Below are 20,447 nucleotides of genomic sequence, written 5' to 3'. Positions count from 1 at the left end.
ATTATACTCTTTTTAAAGCAGCAGCAAGAATTTTATCTAAAGGTAAAACCTCATCAACTCCGCCTCTAGCTATTGCTTCTCTAGGCATACCAAATACAGTACAAGTTTCTTCATTTTGAGCTATATTATATGCACCTGCATCTTTCATCTCTTTCATACCATTAGCACCATCATCACCCATACCAGTTAATATTATACCTATAGCTTTATTTTTAGCATAAACAGCACCGCTTCTAAACAATACATCTACAGAAGGTTTATGTCTAGTAACAGGTTCACCGTCTTTTACTTTTATATAATATTTACCGCCTCTAACTTCAATCATAGTATGTTTTGCCCCGCGTGCAAGTACAGCTTGTCCTCTTCCAACAGGCATACCGTCTTCAGATTCAAATACATCTATCTTTAATAAACTATTTAATCTCTTAGCAAAAGAAGTAGTAAAATGTTCAGGCATGTGCTGAGCTATTACAATAGGAGGTGCTGAAGGAGTAACATTTTTAAGACATTCTATTAAAGCCTCTGTACCTCCAGTAGAAGAACCTATAAGAATAATTTTATCCATAGGCGTTTCTCTAGACGGTGTAAGAGGAAGTATAATATCAGCTGTATTTTTTTGATATACTTTAAATCCTGAAGTTTTAGGAGCTTCTAAACTTAAAGGTGCTTTATCAGAAACTGAAGCAGCAGATTCTGTAGGCATATTTACACCATGCTTTCTATAGAATTTTGCTCTATTTGCATAAGCATTTTTTATTTTTTCTACTAAATCAGTAGCTAATTCTTCAACTCCATCTCTAACATTAGCTGATGGTTTTATAACATAATCAAAAGCACCTATATTTAAAGCATCCAAAGCTAATTCTCTATGTTTATCTAATAAAGAACTGAACATTATTACTGGAATAGGGTTATTAAGCATTAATTTTTTAAGATATGTAATACCATCCATTTCAGGCATCTCTATATCCAAAGTAATAATATCAGGTTTAAGATTTTTAACTTTACTTTCTGCTAAAATAGGATTTGCTGCTGTTCCAACCATTTCCAATGCAGGATCTGAATTTACTATTTTAGTAAGTAATTGTCTAATTAATGCGCTATCATCAATAGCTAATACTTTAATTTTTGTAGCCATAAAAAATCCTTCCTAATTATTAATATATTAAAACAGTGTGATATCTGATTTTTCCTCTAGTTTATGCTGTAAGTTTTTAGAGTATTTAATTTCTTGTTCTGCTGAGAATTCTTTAGTTTTTCCTTCTAGTTTTTTCATAAGAACTCTATTTTCAGTATTAAAGAAAAAAACCTTTCTAGGCCAAGAACCTCCAATATCTTCGCTAACTATAGGGATTTTTTCATCAGCTAGAAATTTTTTGGCAAATTGTATATTTTTATCAGGAACTTGAAGTATATTACTTGTCATACCTGATAAAACATGTCCGCCTCCAAATATCTTAGCTGTAAGATTTTCTTTTTTTCCGCCCAATTTTATTATTTCATTTATCAAAACTTCCATAGCAAATACGCCGTATCTGGTATTGTTATAGTCTTCTGCTGGATTTTCCCATTCTCTCATTTCTGGCAGCATAAAATGGTTCATACCTCCAAATTTTAATTTGTTCTCAAAGAGACAAACAGATATACAACTGCCCAAAACAGTTTTAATAACAGCTGGCTCTTTAGAAGCATAATAACCGCCTATATAAATAGTTATTCTCTTAAAATTACTATTGGCTGCTGCTGGAAAATCAATCATTATTATTACCCCTATAATTTTTAAATCTTTTTATAAATATTGCTTGCTACATATTTAAACTTGTCCGATACTCCAAATAAAGTTTCAGAGTGACCAATAAATACCAAACCATCTTCTTTTAAATATCTATGAAATTTATTAAATAATTCCTTTTGAAATTCTTTATCAAAATAAATTATAACATTCCTGCAAAATATTAAATCAAATTGAGTATGTATATCAAAATCTTCATCTTTAAAATTTAATTGTCTAAAAAATAAATTTTTCTTTAAAATATCTTTTACCTTATAAAGTCCTTCCTTATCCCCTGTACCTTTCAAAAAATATTTTCTTAAAATATTATCCTGTATAGGGTCAACAGATTCTTCTCTATAAATACCAGCTCTGCCATGAGCTAATACATTGGTATCTATATCGCTTGCTAATACTTTAATATCGTATCTGTCATAATTAGAACCAAAATATTCATGTAATGTCATTTGTATTGTATAAGGTTCTTCCCCTGTAGAACAAGCTGCCGACCAGATTCTAAGATTTTTAACTTTGCCTGCTTTGAAATTTTTCTCCCAATCTGGAAGAAATGTACTTTTCATATATTCAAAATGTTTATTTTCCCTAAAAAAATCTGTTTTATTAGTTGTAACAGCATTTACAAAATTTGTTAATTCTTCGTCTTTAGCATTTTTTACAAAATCTATGTATTCCCTAAAAGAATCCATATGTAAAGCTCTGAGTCTTTTACTTAATCTAGATGTAACCAAAGCTCTTTTATGATTAGACATCTGTATACGAGTTTTATCATAAATAATTTTAACTAATTCAGCAAATTCGGAATCAGTCAATGCAGGCATACTGGCATTTAAATCATCCATTTTTATTCCTTAAATAAAATCATAAAGTTTTATTTTCTTCATCATTAGATTTAATTATTTCTTCTATAGGAAGAACCATTATAATCTTGTTTTCCAATCTAATAACATTAGAAATTTGAAGTCCTCTCATATTATCTATAGGAGTTTCTGTCATTTGGCTTTCATAAACTGTAATAACATCACTTACCATATCTGCTAATATTCCAAATTTCCTATTTGTAGTTGATATGACAATAATAACATCATCCTCAATAGAATGATCATCCCTTCTAGCTAATCCGAATCTGATTCTTATATCAACTATATGAAGAATATTACCTCTCAAATTCATTAACCCTCTCATATATTTAGGACTTCCAGGTACAGGTGTTATATTAGTAACGCCAACTATACCGTCAATACTCAATACATCAAGGGCATATTCTTCATTATCAATTTTAAACACTAAAAATTGCTGACTTGGTTCAGTAGAAATATTATCCTCATGATCTAAAGAAGTTCCTCCAACTTGAGGTATACTATCAGCATTTATTTTTTGATTATCTAACATATTTAAATCCTTTTATTTAACGCCGTTGTTTATTTTTCCTTGTAAAGACATATTAACTAGCCCTTGTATATCAATAATTAGAGCTATTCTTCCATCTCCAAGTATTGTACCGCCCGCTATTCCTGCATGCTTACTAAATGCAGAATCCAAAGATTTTATAACTACCTGCTGCTGATCCAATAACTCATCAACAAATATAGCACATCTTCTATAACCAGCTTCAACTACTACAACAATACCATCTTCTATATTTTCAACTTGCGTATCTATTTCAAAAACTTTGTGAAGTCTTATTAAAGGCAAATATTCATCTCTTATTTTTATCATTTCTCCTTTGCCTTCAAAAGGTTTTACCTGCTCATTTTTAACTTTAATTTGTTCAATAATAGATATAAGAGGCATTATATATATCTGTTTTCCTAAAGCAAAAGTAATACCTTCAATAATGGCTAATGTTAGAGGAAGTTTTACTATAAATGTACTGCCTTGACCTTCTACAGATTTAATTTCTATTTTACCTTTCATTTTTTCAACATTGGCTCTAACAACGTCCATACCAACACCTCTTCCTGATATGTCAGTAATTTTATCAGCAGTTGAAACGCCAGGATAGAATATAGTTCTATATATTTCTACATCTGAATATTTACCATCTTTCGATAATAAACCTTTTTCGATAGCCTTATTAAGTATTTTTTCTTTATTTAATCCATTACCATCATCAGCTACCTCTATAACAACATGTCCCTCTTGGTGTGCAGCTGACATTGTTATGGTACCGTACTCAGGTTTTCCTCTTGCAATTCTTTCCTCTTTTGTTTTTTCTATACCATGGTCCATAGAGTTTCTTATCATGTGTTTAAGAGGGTCGGATAATTGCTCTAACATATTTTTATCTATTTCTGTACTTTCACCTTTTAAAACTAATTTAACTTCTTTATTCAATTCCAAGTTAAGGTCCCTAACATATCTATGGAACTGATTGAATATAGGACCTATAGGCATCATCCTAATGTTCATAACCTCTTCTTGTATTTGTCTTGAAGTTCTATCCATTGAACTAACAGCTTCTTTTAAACCATTATCTATATCAAGACTCTGAGTAAGCTGCATTATTCTTGACTGGGCGATAACAAGTTCTCCTATAAGGTTCATCAAACTATCTAGTTTTCTAGTATCAACCCTAACAGTTGAAGGAGCTTGAACTTTTTTATGAGCAGCTGCTTGCGACTGATTATTTCCTGCAGCAGCTGCAGAAGAATTCGCAGGAGATTCTGCTTTATTATTTTCTTCAGTTTTATGAGCCTCCTCTGTTTTAGGAGCTTCCTCTTTTTTAGGTGCTTCTGCAGGTTCATCATCTTTTATATCTGCTTTTGTATTAACTATATTAATATCATTATCATCTATTACAAATAAGAATATATTTTGAACTTGGTCTTCAGGAGCATTAGTTTCAAAATCTAATGAAAATTGAGTATAACAAATATAAGGATCTTCAAGATTTAAAATGGTAGGCAAACTAACACATTCTATTTTTAAATTACTTATAGTACCAATAGCTCTAAGGTCATTTAAAAACATAAGAGGGTCTATACCATTATCAAAAATAGTAGCTTTAAATCCCATTTCTATATGGAAAGAATTATCTCCAGTACCGCCGCTTGTTTCCTCCTTTTTCTCCTCTGTTTTATTTTCTTCAGTATTTTCAGCTTTAGGCTCTTCCTTCTTAGGCTCAGGAGCAGGCTTTGCAGGAGCTGCTGTACTAACATCATTTCCATCAGCTATAGCTTTTATTTTGGCTTTTAAAGATTCTATATTTGTAACACCTTCAGTTTCGCTCTTACCATCAACGATATTCTGAAGCATCAATTTAACAGTATCTAAAAACTCTAAAAGAACTGTTATCATTTGAGGAGTTACATCTAATTTACCGCTTCTTACCTTTTCCAACAAGTTTTCAGCAACGTGGTTTAATTCACTCATAGTAGTAAAACCAACTGTACCTGCAGATGATTTTAAAGTATGAGCACTTCTAAATATTTTATTTAAAAGATCTTCATCACTCTTGTTATCCTCTAAAAGCACCAAGTCGTTTTCAAGACCTTCTACTATCTCATTAGCTTCACTTAAGAATATCGAAATAAATTCATCACTATCAAACATATATCATACCTCTGCCTTTAATAAAATCCCTAATAATAGGGTAGTGTCAAACATCAATTTAAAAAACGTTTAACAACGTCTAAAAGTTGAGTAGGGTTAAATGGCTTTACCAGCCAGCCGCTTGCTCCAGCAGCTTTACCCTCCATCTTTTTCTCATCCTGAGATTCTGTTGTAAGCATAAGGATAGGGGTATATTTATGTTGATCTACCTGTCTTACATGCTTAATGAATTCTATACCATCCATTTTAGGCATATTAAGGTCAGTTATTATCATATCAACATTTGGTGTTTTACCTAGAACCTCTAATCCTGTAGTACCATCATCTGCAGATACCACGCTATAACTGCCCTTTTTCAAGGTATATTCAACAGATGCTCTAGCTGTATTTGAATCGTCTACAATTAGTATTGTTTTAGCCATACATTTAACCTCTTATATCATTAATTATTTTTATCATTAATTATTTTTAAATATTCTACAAATAAATTATCCATACCCTCTACTATAAGGTTTTTTTGATTTTTAGCAAGTTCTTTTTTCATAGCATATAGTATTTGTAAACCTGCTAAATCTACATGGGCCGGACCTTCGCAATTAAATTTTACGGTAATATCTTCATTATAATTTGCACTTTTTATGACATTCTTAAAATATTTACTCATTGTTCTAATATTAAGATTATCACTAATTTCTAAAACTGCCATACTGTAATACCTCCATTACTTTTATTAAAACATAGTAAAATCACCGCTATCAGCACCTACATCTATATTTATATCGACATCAGGTGCCTCTTCGCCAGATAAAATACTATTAGCAATAGCTCTCTCTTTCTTTATAGTATAAGAATTAACTATATCTAAATATTTATCGCTTTCTATTTTCCAATTATCAATACCTAATGATTGATAATATTTATTTTTCTTATCTCTTATAACATTTCTCATGCTATTGAAAATCTCTATAATTTCATTAATTTTAGTCAATAATGTACTCAAAGAACTTAAATCTATTAATGTTTTATCTATAAGTCCGAATAATTCCTTAGCATAACTTTCCAATCTTTTTATATTATTATTAATAATAAATTTTGATTCATCAAGACGCTTACTTACACTCTCAGTCATAGATTCTATAAAAGTATGTTCGCTTGACTGATGATTAATATTAGATTTAAATTTATTAATAGAACTAAATATTGCAGATTTAATATTATGAAACTGCTCCAAACATCCGTCAACCGTATCAGTAATATTTGTAGCTATAGCCTCTACGCTTTCAATAGAGAAAGTTTGAGAGTTATTGAATATATTACTATTTTTCTCTAATTCTATTTTAGCCAAAAAGTTAATTGAGTTAAACGTTTTAGCTATATTTTTTGTTTCTAAGAACATGCTCTCCAATTCTTCAATAGAGTCAATTATAGCTATATTACTGTCTGATATTCTATATTTATTAGTTAAGAACAATTTGAAATTTTCCAAATATAGTTTAATAAATCCCATATATTCTTCAAATAAAGACTCAGATACGGTAAATGGAAATTCTGATTTACCGTTCTCACCGCCTATCATATATTCCACAATAGTTGTTCTATCAGAAGCTATATCAGATAAAGCATCTTTTAAACCTTTTAAACTCTTATATATATCCGCATTAGTCATATTTATCTCTTCATGTATTGATTTGAAGTTCTCAATAATAAGAGTTAAAACAACATCGTCAAATGTAAGCAAATCCAATAACTTATGCTCTAATGTTTCATTTTCAGATTTTTCTAAATCTTCAGCATTCATTGTATCAACATTTTCGCCGTAAGAATTTATAAAATTTCTATTTTCATAAACTATGGAATTGATAGATTCAATAATATGCTCAGTCTGCTGTCTTACAATATCCTCACGAGGCAAAACCATCATTATTTCAAATATAAAATCATAAGTATTATCAACTCTTGATATTATATCAGATATAATATTTGAAAATACAGCAAAAGAGTTAACCATATTATTATGCTCTTTATCAAGCTGTTCTCTCATTATAGTAAAATTCTGCCTCTGTAATTCATTTGCCTTAAGAATTTCTGTTTTAAATGACTCAAATCTAACAAATAATTCCTTACCAATTCTATTCATCTGATATGCTTGTTCATTTGAAGTTTCAGACATTTTAATAATATTTTTTGATATCTCTCCAAAAGCTTTACCGCCTGCACCATATTTAGATGATATGATAATCGCATTTAATGAATAAACTTTAATTTGATCTGCAAGCATTCTTATCTGTTCAATAGAGTCCATTATATTGCTTGTTTTACCAACGTCTTCTACTAATGAATCTGAAAGTTCATTATCCTGATTAATAAATCCCTGCATTCTTTCAAATGATCTAAAAAAGTCTTCCTGATTCTCATCTAAATCATTTGAAAAGTTTTTATTACCTTTCTCTTTATCTGTAAAGTATGACAGCAATTCATTTGCCTTTTCATTTTCATTTTTCATTTCCTGTTCTATAATAGGAAACTTCTCACCTATAAAACTATATACTCTTCCTACTTCATCCAAAAAAGAATGAATATCTTTTACAGTTGTTTCAAGTATTGCTGAATAATCAAGTATGTCTTGATGTATGTTGTTATCTATAACACTAGATGCTGCCACTTATATACTATCCTAACATTTTATTGTATTTAAATAATATTACAAACTAAATATAACATTTATTATTGCTTTTTGCAAGTAAAATATTTAATTAGTTTATAGTTTTATAATAATTTTTTACATAAATAGTAAATATTATTTTATTTTTCATTCAGTATTTTATTTTTCAAATATAAATATCTAGCCGTATAATAAACTCTGTTCTGTGCCTCTCTGTTTCCAAATCCGAAACTTCTTCTACTTATAGCAAGTATAGGCGGTGCCTGTATTCTTTTTGAAACAGCCATACCCATATACTGTTTCCACCATTTCTCTAAATCATCTATAAAATCTGCATCGCTTTTAAAATATTCTTTTACTAAACCTTTTCTGCAGCCGATTTTTTCCTCTAAAACTCCATCAATATACCAAGACAAAACATCCTCTAATATAACTCTATTCCATGACTCCATCAAAGTTTTGAATAGATAATCATGGTAATCATACTTTATTGGATCTCCTTTGCCTTCATCTACAGCCTGAGAAGTTGATAATTCCGCACTTGGAACTATCTTTATTGTGCCTTCAGGTATTATTTCTTTATTAAAAACTTCCTTATTTACATAATCAGCTAAACCATAAATTTGATACTTCCATAAATCCGCCAAGCATGCAAAAAATCCAGCTCCATCTCCGTACATGGTTGAATATCCTACCATAGTTTCTGTTTTATTTGCATTGCATGTAAATACTCCTCCAAAACTCGCAGCAATTGCAGATAAGACTCTTGATGATCTATCTCTAGCCTGTATATTTTCTATAACAAATGATGACACCTTTAAATGATCTTCTTTATTATCTCTTATAATAGGTGAGCTTTCCAATTGTTTTACAGTATAATCTACAAATTCCTGTATAGGAACAACCATATAAGCACATCCCAAATTATCAGCAAGCGTTTTAGCTAAATTTTTTGTGGTATCAGAATTGAATTTGCTAGGCATATTTACAAGAAGAACATTGTCCTTGCCTATAGCATTAACATATACTGCAGATGATAATGCAGAATCTATACCGCCAGAAACCCCTATAACAACCTTATTAATTCCTATAGATTTCAAAAACTTTCTTATACCATAAATTACTGTATCATATATAAGTTTATATTCATTATTCTCTTTTATTTCAATGTACTTTGGAAATATTTTATTTTTTACATCAATATCTACAAAATATAAATCTTCTTCATATCTCACTCCAGAAATAAGAAGCCTTCCATTATTATCATAAACAGAACTTCCTCCATCAAAACTATATACAGTCTTTCCATTATTTTGGATACCCACATTATTTACGTATACAAGCGGAACATTATGCCTGCATGCTATCTCTCCGTACATTTGATGACGTTTAGAATCTTTAATCAAAGTATAAGGAGAACTTGAAATATTTATAAATATATCAACATTTTTATCTCTATTTATAACATCCATAGGAGATACAGAATAGTTCTTACTCCAAGCATCTTCGCATATAGTTAATCCTAAATTGATTTTTTTTCCATTATTACATTCTATTTCTAAAGGTTTCAAATATTCTTTAATATCTGCACCATTTTCAAAAGCTAAATCCTTTAAACTATAAAAATGCCTAGGGTCTTCAAATTCCTTATAATTAGGAAGCAATGTTTTTATTATATACGGATAAGGAGCTGAATTATTATGCACTAATTTTCCGTCTTTTGATACAAACATAGCATTATATTTTCTGATTCTGCCGTCAAAATTCTTTTTAGTTTTATCTGAAGCTACATTTCCAAATATAACATATATACCTTTAGAAGCCTTTATAATTTCTTCTCCAAGTTCCTCACATTCTCTTATAAATGATTCGCTTTCCCACATATCTCCTATTAAGTATCCTGATATGCATAATTCTGGAAATATTACTATATCAGCATTTTCTTTTTTAGCCTTGCTTATAAAACTTATAATTCTAACAGTATTATCACATGGCATAGATGGAATTATCTCTAATTGCGAAATTGCTATTTTCATATATCATACTCCATAAATAAAACATTAAATAATTTAAATAAATAACCGTATATATAAACAATATAACAAAAAATATTAATTTAAGTATACATTTTTATTGAAAGAAAATCAAATGAGAAGAAAAGATTTTATTTTTGAAGATACTAAAGAAATAGAAGCCATTCTTAATAGTATAGAATTTGGGGTTATGGCATTGCCTGATAAAATTCCTTATGCTGTTCCTATAAGTTTTTGCTATAAAAATAATGAGGTATATTTTCATGGTGCAATGGCTGGAAGAAAATATGAAATTCTAAAAAATAATCCAAAAGTTTCTTTTACCGCTTCAAAACTATATTCTTATATACCATCCTCATTTATGTTTGGTAAAATGGTTCCTACACAGTTTTTCTTTTCGGTATTTATTGAAGGTCAATTTGAAATTATTAATAATACAGATAAGAGAAAAGAAATACTTTATGAAATAGTGAAAAAATATGAACCATACAACTATTCATTATCCATAAATAATGATATTTTTGATTATTCACAAAAAAATGTACTTATAGGGGTTTTAAAAGCCGAGAATATTACTTCAAAAGCAAAATTTGGGCAAAATATTCCCGATAATGATATTAATATTATTATAAATGACTTGAAGAATAGGGGTACAATAATCGATAATGAAACAATCATTATGATTAATAAAATGAGAAAATAATAAAAAAAATAACTTGAAAAAAGTATCATAAGTGATAGAATAAATTAATGATAAAAAAATCTTTAATATATTCTATGAAGTTTTAATTAGAATAAATATTATTTGAGGAAATTTTAATGCAAACAAGAGTATATAAAGCAGGTTCTATAGTATATTTTGCTGGGGATACTTCTGATAGAGTTTACATATTAAAACAAGGTCAGGCACAGAGTATATTTTTATCTGAGGAAACTGGTTATGAAACAAGAGAACTTATAAATATAGGTGAATTTTTCGGAGTAAAAAGTATACTAGGAACATATCCTCAGGAAGATACTGTTCAGTGCTTGAGTGACTGTGTGGTAATTATCATAACTTATGAAGAGTTTGAAAGTCTTATAGAAAAAAATAAGCCTATAATAATAAAAATGCTTAAAGTATTTTCTAATCAGCTTAGAAGAATAAATAAAAGAGTTAGAGTTCTTGTAGAAAATGATATAAATGAAGAAGGACCTGATCCTTTGGAAGGATTATACAGTATAGGGGAGTTCTATTTCAAAAATAAAAAATTTAAAAATGCCTTATATGCATATAAAAGATATGTTCAATATGCTGATGAAGATTCATCTTACTATAATACTGTGAAAGAAAAGATTGAAGAATGTAAGGATGAACTTGATATAACTGATGACAGCGATATAGCACCGCCTCCTGATACTGTTTCATATTCTAAAGGCGATAATAAACAAAAAGAAGAAATTAATAATCCTGATTATACTAAAGCTGTAGAATTATATAATAATAATGATTATGTTGCTTCTATAAAAATATTTAATTCACTTCTTAAAAACAGTAATGAAAAAGTAGTTGAAAATTCAATGTTTTTTATGGGAAAATGCTACTATAATTTAAATAGATATGATAATGCTTCTACAGTGCTTTTATCAGCAATAAAAAAATATCCTAAATCTTCAAATGTTAAAGAGGCTATACTGTTTTTGGCTAAAACATGTGAAGCTAAAGCTGACAAAACCAAAGCCAAGGCATATTATCAAAAAGTTATTTCTATGCCTCCTATGGATAATTTCTCTAAGGAAGCTAATGCCAGAGTGTCTAAACTTTAATTAATTTTAATAAAAGGAACAAAAATGGATAATAATATATCTTCACATACAAAGAAATACAACACTGATGATATTATATTTTTAGAATATGAAAAAGGTGATAAATTTTACATGATTCAAAGCGGTTCTGTGAAAATCACAAAAGTTATTAAAGATGTTGAAAAGTTATTGGATATAGTTTATCAGGGAGAGTTTTTTGGGGAAATGGCTATATTAGAAGATACCACTAGAAGTGCATCTGCAATAGCAAATGAACCTACTGTATTAATAGAGCTTAGAAAAGAGAATTTCCAATCCATATTATCAAATAATACTGTTATGGCACTTAAACTTTCAAAAATGTTCGCAAAAAGAATATTCGATGCTAAGAGAAGACTTTTAATACTTCAATTAAATGAAATAGATTTAAGAGTATATGATTGTTTGCTTTTGCTTGCTGAACTTCAGAATATACCTAGAGATCAATATTATGAACCTCAGGAATTAAATGCTACAATAAATGATATTGCTAACTGGTGCGGTGTTAAAGTTAATGATGTTCAAAAAGTTTTAAATACATTATCAAAAACTGGTAAAATTGATATTAAAACAAATACAATATATGTAAGAAACTTAAAAGAGATTCAAAGACAAATTGATTTAAAAAGAAAGAGATCATAATTTCTTATTATTGCTAATAAAAATTGTTCGCTATTTTACTCTAGTAAATAAATTTACTAGACGCTCACAATTTTTATATTTGGCATTCTAATATTTAAAAAATTATTATTTTTTTATTATTGCTAATAAAAATTGTTCGCTCGCTCAAACTGAGAACTGATTATTTAGGTTACAAGCTTTTTTATTAAAATATTATAATCATTTAAAATATATATTTTTTAGCATATTCACTTTAACCTCGTTATAATTCACAATATTATTATACTAAAATACTCAATATTGATTTTTATTATTGAGAATAAAATATCAATATTGACAAAATAATATAATTAATATATACTTTTTTATAAAAATTTTTAAAAAAGAGGTTTATATGAAAAAAATTGTATTAATGACAGTATTGTATACTTTATTTAGTTTTAATGCACTGTATCCATCAAACTCTGAAAATGAAGCAGAATTCTTATCATATATAGCATCTGGTAATATTGAAGAAGTTTCAAATTTTATAGATAATAAGAAAATTAATATAAATGCTAGAATAAAAAATAGTGCTACACCATTAATATTTTCTATTATTTTTAAGCAAGATGAAATAGCAAAAATGCTCATAGAAAAAGGTGCTAATATCAATGTAAAAGACAAGTCTGGATTTACCGCTCTAATACATTCTATAATGTATAATAGAACAGAAATATCCAAAATCCTTATAGAAAAAAAAGCTGATGTCAATATAAAAACTTCATTAAATGAAAATGGGGTGTATATGAAAAATATTACTCCTTTAATACTTAACCAAGATAAAGAAATAGCGAAATTATTAATAAATGCTGGTGCTGATATTAATCTTAAATTATCTTGTAAAAATGGTGATATAAAATTAGAAAATGCTACACCTTTAATGTTGTTTATTGTTGCTGATAATACAGAAATAGCTGAATTATTAATAGAATCTGGGGCAGATATTAATGCTAAAGATAAAGACGGAAAAACAGCATTGGGTTATGCAAGAGAGAAAAATAATTCTAAAATAGAGCATCTGCTCATTCAAAAAGGTGCTAAGTAATAAAAAGTAATTTTATTTATAATTTTAAAGAATACTAATACGAAGCAAACATAGTGTCTCTTGGTACTGCCATGTATGGCGTATAGGATGAAAACTTTGTTTGCTTCTTTATTTTATAAAGAATGTATTTTTATATATTGTTATTTTTTATTAAAATATTCTAATAAGACAAAACTTAATAAACTAAGTGAAGATAAAATTTCTATTATATATAATTTTATGGTAATAGTGAAGGTGTTTCAAATTAGACTTGTTTCAAAAGTACTTGACAAGATTATATATAAAAATTCCGTAATTTACCGATTATAAAAGTAATGTTTTATATGTTGTGTAAACTATCATTTTAGTATATAAATATGCAGTCTTTCGCCACAGGCGTACTTCGTATGCTTCTTTGTGCCACACCGAAAGCGGACAGCGTCCAAAAGAAGTGGGGTTTGGGGCAAAGCCCCAACTATAATTAAAAAAATATTAAATTAAAAATTTATAAATATTAATAAATTTAGTTTTGAAACAAGTATATTATTTGGATAATAAAAAAAATTAATATAAATCTTAACATTGAGGATGGGATTAGTCATTTAATGTTCTCTATTATTTATAAGCAAGATGAAATATCAAAAATGCTTATTGAAAAATATGCTAAGTAATAAAAAATAATTTATTATTGCCGATTTAAAAGTTAATAACATTCATATATAATTTTCTATTTTACTTTTTTATTAGTTTTTAATATTATTCTATGTATTAATATAATTAAAATATTGTATATAAGCAAAGCTATAAAAAATATTTTCATTATGAACATAAAGTTTTCAAATGTTCTAAGTCCGTTTCTTAATGAAAAATATACGTAGGCAAATATGACCAAATAACCGTAAAATGGGGCAAATAATTTATAAGCAAGCCCATAATTAAATGTAAGTACTGTAAAGGCTAGAGAAAAACCAAATATCACAGCCTGAGGAATTAATGGAATAATAGCCTCATATCTGCTTGTAAATTGTATTAATACTATCCGTTTTGCAAATACAATCAAAAATATTGATAAAAAAAGCGAAGCTAATACCAAAAGAGCTATGGAATAGTAAACAACTTTTTTTTCTTTGCTTTTATTATTTTCTCTCATAGCTATTAATATATAAGAAAACATTACTGAAGCTATTGGAGTGCCAATATAGAAAAACATTTTTATTATCAATGATATAGTAGAGTAGTAGCCTGCACTTGTTTTATCCAGATATCTGTTTGCCATTAAAACATCGCTTAATGATATCCAGTTAAATATAAAGTTAATAATTACAATATTAATTATATATGTTAAAAACACTGACAAATTTTTAGAAGAAAAATACATTCTAATATTTTTTAGAGATGCATAATAAGGCAGATTTACTTTTTTTAATTCTATTAAATTTATTATAAGATATAAAACGCAAAATAATGATACTGATATAATAGCCCTGTCTAAAGTAAGTCCTGTAATAATGAAATATGCCAACAGCAGTATTTTAGCTATAAATATTGCCGCCAAACTTGCCGCATAATCATAAGCTATATAATTATTAATTTTTAATATAGACTGAGAAACTATTACCAAAATTGAAGCAAATATACCGACCGACATTATCAAAAGAGAACTATAGCTTTTTATATTGAATAATATATCCATTAAAGGTATTGATAAAATATAAATTATAAATATTATTACCGCAAGTATATATCCATAAGCCCAATAAGCCCTTGCATCTTCATCATCTTTATAATGATGCATTATATAATAGCTGAAACTTGATACAGTTAAAACTATTATAGAATATATATTTATTATACCATTATAGTGTGCGAAATCTGATATTGATAAACTTCTATTTATATAGATTGAAGATACATAATTTAGTACGCTTGCAATACCATTTATAAATACAAGCATGGCATAGTTAATATAATATGAATATTTTTTATATAATTCTTTAATATTATTCATACTATATTAACTTAATAACCTTTATTATAGTAATATTATTATCTTCTTCTTAAGAACCAAATTAATATACCTAATATTCCGAATAAACAAGGCAAACCTATTTGAGCAACATATCTGATAAAGTTAGTCTGCGTAGTAGTGAGAGTAAGATTTTTTATGCTTGCTTCTTTCGGTCTTATAGTAATTTTTTGTCTTGCTTCCAAAAGATATGCAACTGTATTCATAAATAAATCCTTATTTCCTGCAAAAGCAATATCAACAGACTGACCTTGTTCAGGATTTATATATGCATTCAAAGCAAAAGTGGCATCACCAAATACAACTATTCTTGCAGGCTCTTTTCTTCCTTCTATCTCATAAGTACCGCTTATAGCCAAAGGCACAGGACCTGAAATATCTGTTCTAGGATTAAATCTAGCCCTAGATAAATCAAATGTTGCTTCCTCTTTACCGTATCCCTGAGGAGTAGTAGTTATTATATCTTCAAAGCTGCCGTTATATTTGTTTTCTCCTCTTAATATACTTCTTGCTACAACTAAGCATGCAAATACATTGCCTTCTTTAAGCGTCTGAGTTATAGGATGAGAAGTATATTGAGGAACTATATTAACTGGTATAACAACACTTGAAGCTGTATCTATTATATAGTCATTTTTAGTTTTAAATCCCCAATCGGATAAGAAATCACCTAAATTACAATTAAATTTACTTCTATCCAAGAAACTATCATATAAAACTAAAAGTTTTCCTCCTGTTTTTACATAATTGTTTAATTTTTCTATTTCAAAATCACTGAAAGTTTCAACTGGAGCTGCAATAACTAATAAAGCTGCATCAGTAGGTATATTTTCAAGTATTATATTTAAATCTCTAACTTTATAATTCTCATTTTCTAAGTATGTTTTCACATAAGATAAACCTTCTCCGCCTCTGTCCTGAAGCTGTCTTTCACCATGACCAACTGTAAAATATATAACATAAGATTCATTATCTAATAATGTATATATAGACTGAGTAAATTTTTCTTCCCCAACAAATAAAGGATCTGAAGTAACCTTAGACTGAGTCGTCAAATCTTTTCTATATACTCTTACCTGTTTTCCCTGTCCGTAAGTGAATACTATCTCTCCAACCTGAGTCATTTGATATTTACTTTTAGCTGAAGGCTTTTCTATTGGATTTATATATTCAACGGTTATATGTTTATTTATTCTTTTATATTGTTCTAACAGCAAGTCAGCTTTCCAATCTGCTGAAGTAGGGTCAGTGCTGGGAGATCTTAATACAACTATAGAAAGGGGACTGTCTATTCTTGATAGTACATCCATAGTCTGCTGTGATACCGTATAAGATTTATTTTGAGTCAAATCAAACCTTATAGGGAAGTTTATACTTATAATGTAAAGTCCTACAAGTATTGCTAATATTATAACTAGAGATAATATGCCAAAAAATGCTTTATGTACGAATCTCATTTTTAAAAGAGATACTATATTTTTTCTATCTATAACCAATGTTGTAATGGTTAAAATAGCAGATATTACAAGAACAACCCAAAATACAGGAGTTGGAGTTTGAGTTACAGCATAAAAGAATATCCAAGCAAAAAATAATAACACCCAAGATGCTATCATTGCAATTTTTAAATTAAATTTTTTATTTGACATTAGCTAATAATCCGTTTTTTATTAATTTGAATAAGTATTATATATAAACCAGTATAAATTTCAATAGTTATGTTAATTTATATACAATTCTTCAATTAAGTATCGGTTTATTTGTGATTTACTAAATAAAAATAAAAAATTATTAATAAAATTATTTTTATATAATTTTCTTTACTTGCATAAAAAACAATGATAAAATTAAACAACATTTAAATATATATTATAACGGATATTGAAAATGAAAAAAAGAATTCTTTTGTTGGGAGCTACAGGCTCTATAGGCACTAATACTTGTTCTGTTGTGAGAGAGTTTAATAATGATTTTGAAATAGTTGGCATGTCTTCAAACAGTAAAATAGATGTATTGAGAACTTTATGCACAGAGTTTAAACCTAAAACAGTTAATATATCTGATAAAAATGCATTAAACATTTTTAAAGACTATGACTGCACCGATAATATAAACATTTATGAAGGAAGCATAGCTGATTTTGTAAAACATACAGATTTTGATATACTAGTAAATGCCCTTACAGGATATGCTGGTTTTCTTCCTACAATAGAGGCCATAAAAAAAGGAAAGACTATAGCATTGGCAAATAAAGAAACCTTAGTTGTAGGAGGAGATATAATAAATGAACTATTAAAAGAACATAATGCTAGTTTAATACCAATAGATAGCGAACATTCTGCAATATTCCAAATGCTTAGACATTTCCCTAAAAACGCTCTTTCAAAAATAATAATAACAGCTTCAGGAGGTCCTTTTTTTAGAACTCCGAAAGAAGAATTAAAAAATGTTACGGTAGAGATGGCATTAAAACATCCTACTTGGTCAATGGGAAGCAAAATAACTATTGACAGTGCTACTATGATGAATAAGGGTTTTGAAGTTATAGAAGCTCATCATTTATTTAATTTAGATTATGATATGATAGAAACAATAATTCATCCTCAAAGTTTAATACATTCTATGGCAGAATTTATTGACGGAGAAATTTATGCTCAGATTGGAAAAAATGATATGAGGCTTCCTATACAGCATGCACTTACTTATCCAGAGATTAAAAATACGCCTTTTGAAAAATTAAGATTATATGAACATCCTGAAATAAACTTTTATAAAATGGATATAGATAAATTTATTATGCTTAAACTAGCTTATGAATGCGGAAGAAAAGGCGGTCTTTATCCATGCATTTTGAATGCTGCAAATGAAATATGTGTTTATTCATTTTTAGAAAAGAAAATAGGATTTACTGATATATTTAATATAGTAAGTAAAATATGCAATAGAAAAATAAATATTCCTTTAACTATAGAAAATATTATAAATATGGATAATGAGATAAGAAAAGAAACTGCTTGGATGATAGATTCAATGAAAAAATAATTATTAAAAACCATTTTATATTAACAGTTGATAATTTTAGTTTTATAATATATTATTAATACAATTTTATATAATTTTATGAGGTGAATATTATGCGTTTATCAAAAATGTTTATTCCAACATTGAAAGAAGCTCCTAGAGATGCAGTAATAGCTTCAAACAAATTAATGCTAAGAGCGGGGCTTGCTAGAAAAATATCCAATGGACTTTACTCATATTTGCCTTTAGGTGTAAGAGTATTGAATAAAATATCAAATATAATACGTGAAGAGATGGATGCCATAGATTCCAATGAATGCATAATGCCTATACTTGTTTCAAAAGAACTTCTTACTCCTTCAGGAAGGTGGGAAAGATTTAAAAAAGAATTATTCAGATTAAAAGATAGAAATAATGCTGATATGGCTATGGGACCTACTCATGAAGAAGCGTTTACTATAACTGCACAAAATGAAATACATTCGTATAAAGATTTTCCTTTAACTTTATATCAAATACATACAAAATTCAGAGATGAAATACGTCCTAGATTTGGAGTTATAAGATCAAAAGAATTTATAATGAAAGATGCATACTCATTTCATATAACCAAGGAATGCTTGGATAAAACTTATAATGATATGAGCAGAGCATATACAAAAATATTTAAAAGAATGGGGCTTGATACAGTAAGTGTTAAAGCTGACAGCGGTGCTATGGGAGGAGAAGGCAGTGAAGAGTTTATGGTTTTAAGCGAAGTAGGGGAGGAAACAATAATTTTTTGTTCTAAATGCAGCTACAGAGCTAATGTAGAGAAAGCTAATGTTAAAGATGAAGAGTATTCTAATTCTTATACAGATGAGCCTTTAGAGGAAGTATATACACCTGACATAAGAACTATTAATGATTTGGAAAAATTCTTCAATACAACTGCTGATAATTTTATAAAAAGTATAATATACAAAACAGAAGAGGGAGAAGTTATACTTGTTGTAATTAGAGGTGATTTAGAAATTAATGAAACTAAACTTTGCAATGCATTAGGAGGATTGGAAATAGAACTTGCTGATGAAGATACTGTAAAAGAAGTTACAGGTGCTAGAGTCGGTTTTGCTTCGCCTATAGGATTAAAGAAAAAAGTTAGAGTTTTTGCTGATAATACTATAAAATCGGTATCTGATGCTATAGTTGGAGGAAATAAGGATGATACGCATATAAAAAATGTTAATATAAATAGGGACTTTAATATTGATGTATGGGGAGATTTCAGGTTAGCTAAAGAAGGAGATAAATGTCCTGAATGCGGAGAAGTTCTTTATCAAAAGAAAGGTTTGGAGCTAGGTCATATTTTCAAACTTGGCGATAAATATACTGAAGCATTTAATTTCAAAGTTTTGGATGAAAATAATAAAGAGATAATTCCTATAATGGGATGCTATGGGATTGGAGTTACTAGGGCTTTGGCTTCTATTATAGAACAAAATTATGATGATAAAGGAATAATATTTCCTATAAGCGTTGCTCCTTATGAAGCTATTGTTGTTGCTATTGATAAGGAAGGTGAAGAATCATTTAAAAAGGCTGAAGAAATATATAAGTCTTTAAATAATATTGGTATTGAAACTATATTTGATGATAGAAAGGAAAGGCTTGGAGTTAAACTTAATGATTGTGATTTAATAGGAATACCTATGAGAATAATGGTTGGAAAAAAATCTCTTCAGCGTGGGGTAGTAGAGTTTAAACTAAGAAATTCATCTAATACTATTGAAGTAAAAGCTGATGAAATAATAGAATATGTGAAAACAAAGAAACAAGAATTATTTGATGAAATTAATAATAAATTATAA

Annotated in this window: 17 protein-coding genes and 1 pseudogene; 7 read left to right on the top strand and 11 right to left on the bottom strand. The window is 28.2% G+C overall.

Annotated features, from left to right (window positions below; all coding sequences use genetic code 11):
* Nucleotide 1 precedes the first annotated feature (1 nt).
* The 9 genes from Q0J69_RS05950 to nadE form a co-directional block, all read right to left on the bottom strand.
* Nucleotides 2-1,138: a chemotaxis response regulator protein-glutamate methylesterase gene (locus tag Q0J69_RS05950; protein ID WP_297205081.1), complete on the bottom strand. Its 1,137-nt coding sequence runs from the start codon at nucleotides 1,136-1,138 to the stop codon at nucleotides 2-4.
* Nucleotides 1,139-1,165: 27 nt separating this feature from the next.
* On the bottom strand, nucleotides 1,166-1,759 hold the full coding sequence (locus Q0J69_RS05945; RefSeq protein WP_012670039.1) for a chemotaxis protein CheD: 594 nt from the start codon (nucleotides 1,757-1,759) through the stop codon (nucleotides 1,166-1,168).
* A gap of 20 nt (nucleotides 1,760-1,779) precedes the next feature.
* A complete protein-coding gene (locus tag Q0J69_RS05940) occupies nucleotides 1,780-2,631 on the bottom strand; it encodes a CheR family methyltransferase (protein ID WP_297205080.1) in 852 nt (283 codons plus the stop codon).
* A gap of 19 nt (nucleotides 2,632-2,650) precedes the next feature.
* The gene (locus Q0J69_RS05935; protein ID WP_297205079.1) at nucleotides 2,651-3,181 is read right to left on the bottom strand and encodes a chemotaxis protein CheW; all 531 of its coding nucleotides are present in this window, start codon (nucleotides 3,179-3,181) and stop codon (nucleotides 2,651-2,653) included.
* Nucleotides 3,182-3,193: 12 nt separating this feature from the next.
* The gene (locus Q0J69_RS05930) at nucleotides 3,194-5,344 is read right to left on the bottom strand and encodes a chemotaxis protein CheA (RefSeq protein ID WP_297205077.1); all 2,151 of its coding nucleotides are present in this window, start codon (nucleotides 5,342-5,344) and stop codon (nucleotides 3,194-3,196) included.
* 53 nt (nucleotides 5,345-5,397) lie between these two features.
* Complete coding sequence (locus Q0J69_RS05925; protein ID WP_297205075.1) at nucleotides 5,398-5,766, bottom strand: response regulator; 369 nt, start codon at nucleotides 5,764-5,766, stop codon at nucleotides 5,398-5,400.
* Nucleotides 5,767-5,786: 20 nt separating this feature from the next.
* Entirely contained in the window at nucleotides 5,787-6,050 is a 264-nt protein-coding gene (locus Q0J69_RS05920) for an anti-anti-sigma factor (protein WP_297205074.1), read from the bottom strand.
* Nucleotides 6,051-6,074: 24 nt separating this feature from the next.
* Nucleotides 6,075-8,006: a chemotaxis protein gene (locus Q0J69_RS05915; RefSeq protein ID WP_297205073.1), complete on the bottom strand. Its 1,932-nt coding sequence runs from the start codon at nucleotides 8,004-8,006 to the stop codon at nucleotides 6,075-6,077.
* A gap of 140 nt (nucleotides 8,007-8,146) precedes the next feature.
* The gene (gene nadE / locus Q0J69_RS05910; RefSeq protein WP_297205071.1) at nucleotides 8,147-10,042 is read right to left on the bottom strand and encodes an NAD(+) synthase; all 1,896 of its coding nucleotides are present in this window, start codon (nucleotides 10,040-10,042) and stop codon (nucleotides 8,147-8,149) included.
* Nucleotides 10,043-10,154: 112 nt separating this feature from the next.
* On the opposite strand from nadE, the gene Q0J69_RS05905 reads away from it, so the two are divergent.
* The 5 genes and pseudogenes from Q0J69_RS05905 to Q0J69_RS05885 form a co-directional block, all read left to right on the top strand.
* A complete protein-coding gene (locus Q0J69_RS05905) occupies nucleotides 10,155-10,742 on the top strand; it encodes a pyridoxamine 5'-phosphate oxidase family protein (RefSeq protein WP_297205069.1) in 588 nt (195 codons plus the stop codon).
* A gap of 116 nt (nucleotides 10,743-10,858) precedes the next feature.
* Nucleotides 10,859-11,845 (top strand): cyclic nucleotide-binding domain-containing protein, encoded by a 987-nt coding sequence (locus Q0J69_RS05900; RefSeq protein ID WP_297205067.1) that lies wholly within the window; start codon nucleotides 10,859-10,861, stop codon nucleotides 11,843-11,845.
* 24 nt (nucleotides 11,846-11,869) lie between these two features.
* Nucleotides 11,870-12,505, top strand: a complete 636-nt coding sequence (locus Q0J69_RS05895) for a Crp/Fnr family transcriptional regulator (RefSeq protein ID WP_297205065.1) — start codon at nucleotides 11,870-11,872, stop codon at nucleotides 12,503-12,505.
* A gap of 373 nt (nucleotides 12,506-12,878) precedes the next feature.
* The gene (locus Q0J69_RS05890) at nucleotides 12,879-13,571 is read left to right on the top strand and encodes an ankyrin repeat domain-containing protein (protein WP_297205063.1); all 693 of its coding nucleotides are present in this window, start codon (nucleotides 12,879-12,881) and stop codon (nucleotides 13,569-13,571) included.
* Between the two features lie 536 nt (nucleotides 13,572-14,107).
* Nucleotides 14,108-14,215 (top strand): annotated as a pseudogene (locus tag Q0J69_RS05885) (ankyrin repeat domain-containing protein); the annotation flags it as partial.
* A gap of 62 nt (nucleotides 14,216-14,277) precedes the next feature.
* Here the strand turns inward: Q0J69_RS05885 and Q0J69_RS05880 are convergent.
* On the bottom strand, nucleotides 14,278-15,558 hold the full coding sequence (locus Q0J69_RS05880; RefSeq protein ID WP_297205062.1) for an oligosaccharide flippase family protein: 1,281 nt from the start codon (nucleotides 15,556-15,558) through the stop codon (nucleotides 14,278-14,280).
* 38 nt (nucleotides 15,559-15,596) lie between these two features.
* The gene (locus Q0J69_RS05875) at nucleotides 15,597-17,225 is read right to left on the bottom strand and encodes a GldG family protein (RefSeq protein ID WP_297205061.1); all 1,629 of its coding nucleotides are present in this window, start codon (nucleotides 17,223-17,225) and stop codon (nucleotides 15,597-15,599) included.
* Nucleotides 17,226-17,463: 238 nt separating this feature from the next.
* On the opposite strand from Q0J69_RS05875, the gene dxr reads away from it, so the two are divergent.
* Nucleotides 17,464-18,618 carry a 1-deoxy-D-xylulose-5-phosphate reductoisomerase gene (dxr, locus tag Q0J69_RS05870; RefSeq protein ID WP_297205060.1) on the top strand — a complete coding sequence of 385 codons (1,155 nt, stop codon included), beginning with the start codon at nucleotides 17,464-17,466 and terminating at the stop codon, nucleotides 18,616-18,618.
* 92 nt (nucleotides 18,619-18,710) lie between these two features.
* Nucleotides 18,711-20,447 carry a proline--tRNA ligase gene (locus tag Q0J69_RS05865; protein ID WP_297205059.1) on the top strand — a complete coding sequence of 579 codons (1,737 nt, stop codon included), beginning with the start codon at nucleotides 18,711-18,713 and terminating at the stop codon, nucleotides 20,445-20,447.

The organism is uncultured Brachyspira sp., from assembly GCF_944388875.1.
Lineage (GTDB): Bacteria > Spirochaetota > Brachyspiria > Brachyspirales > Brachyspiraceae > Brachyspira.
The sequence above is the reverse complement of the archived record's forward strand: the minus strand, read 5'-3'. Positions and strand labels throughout refer to the sequence as shown.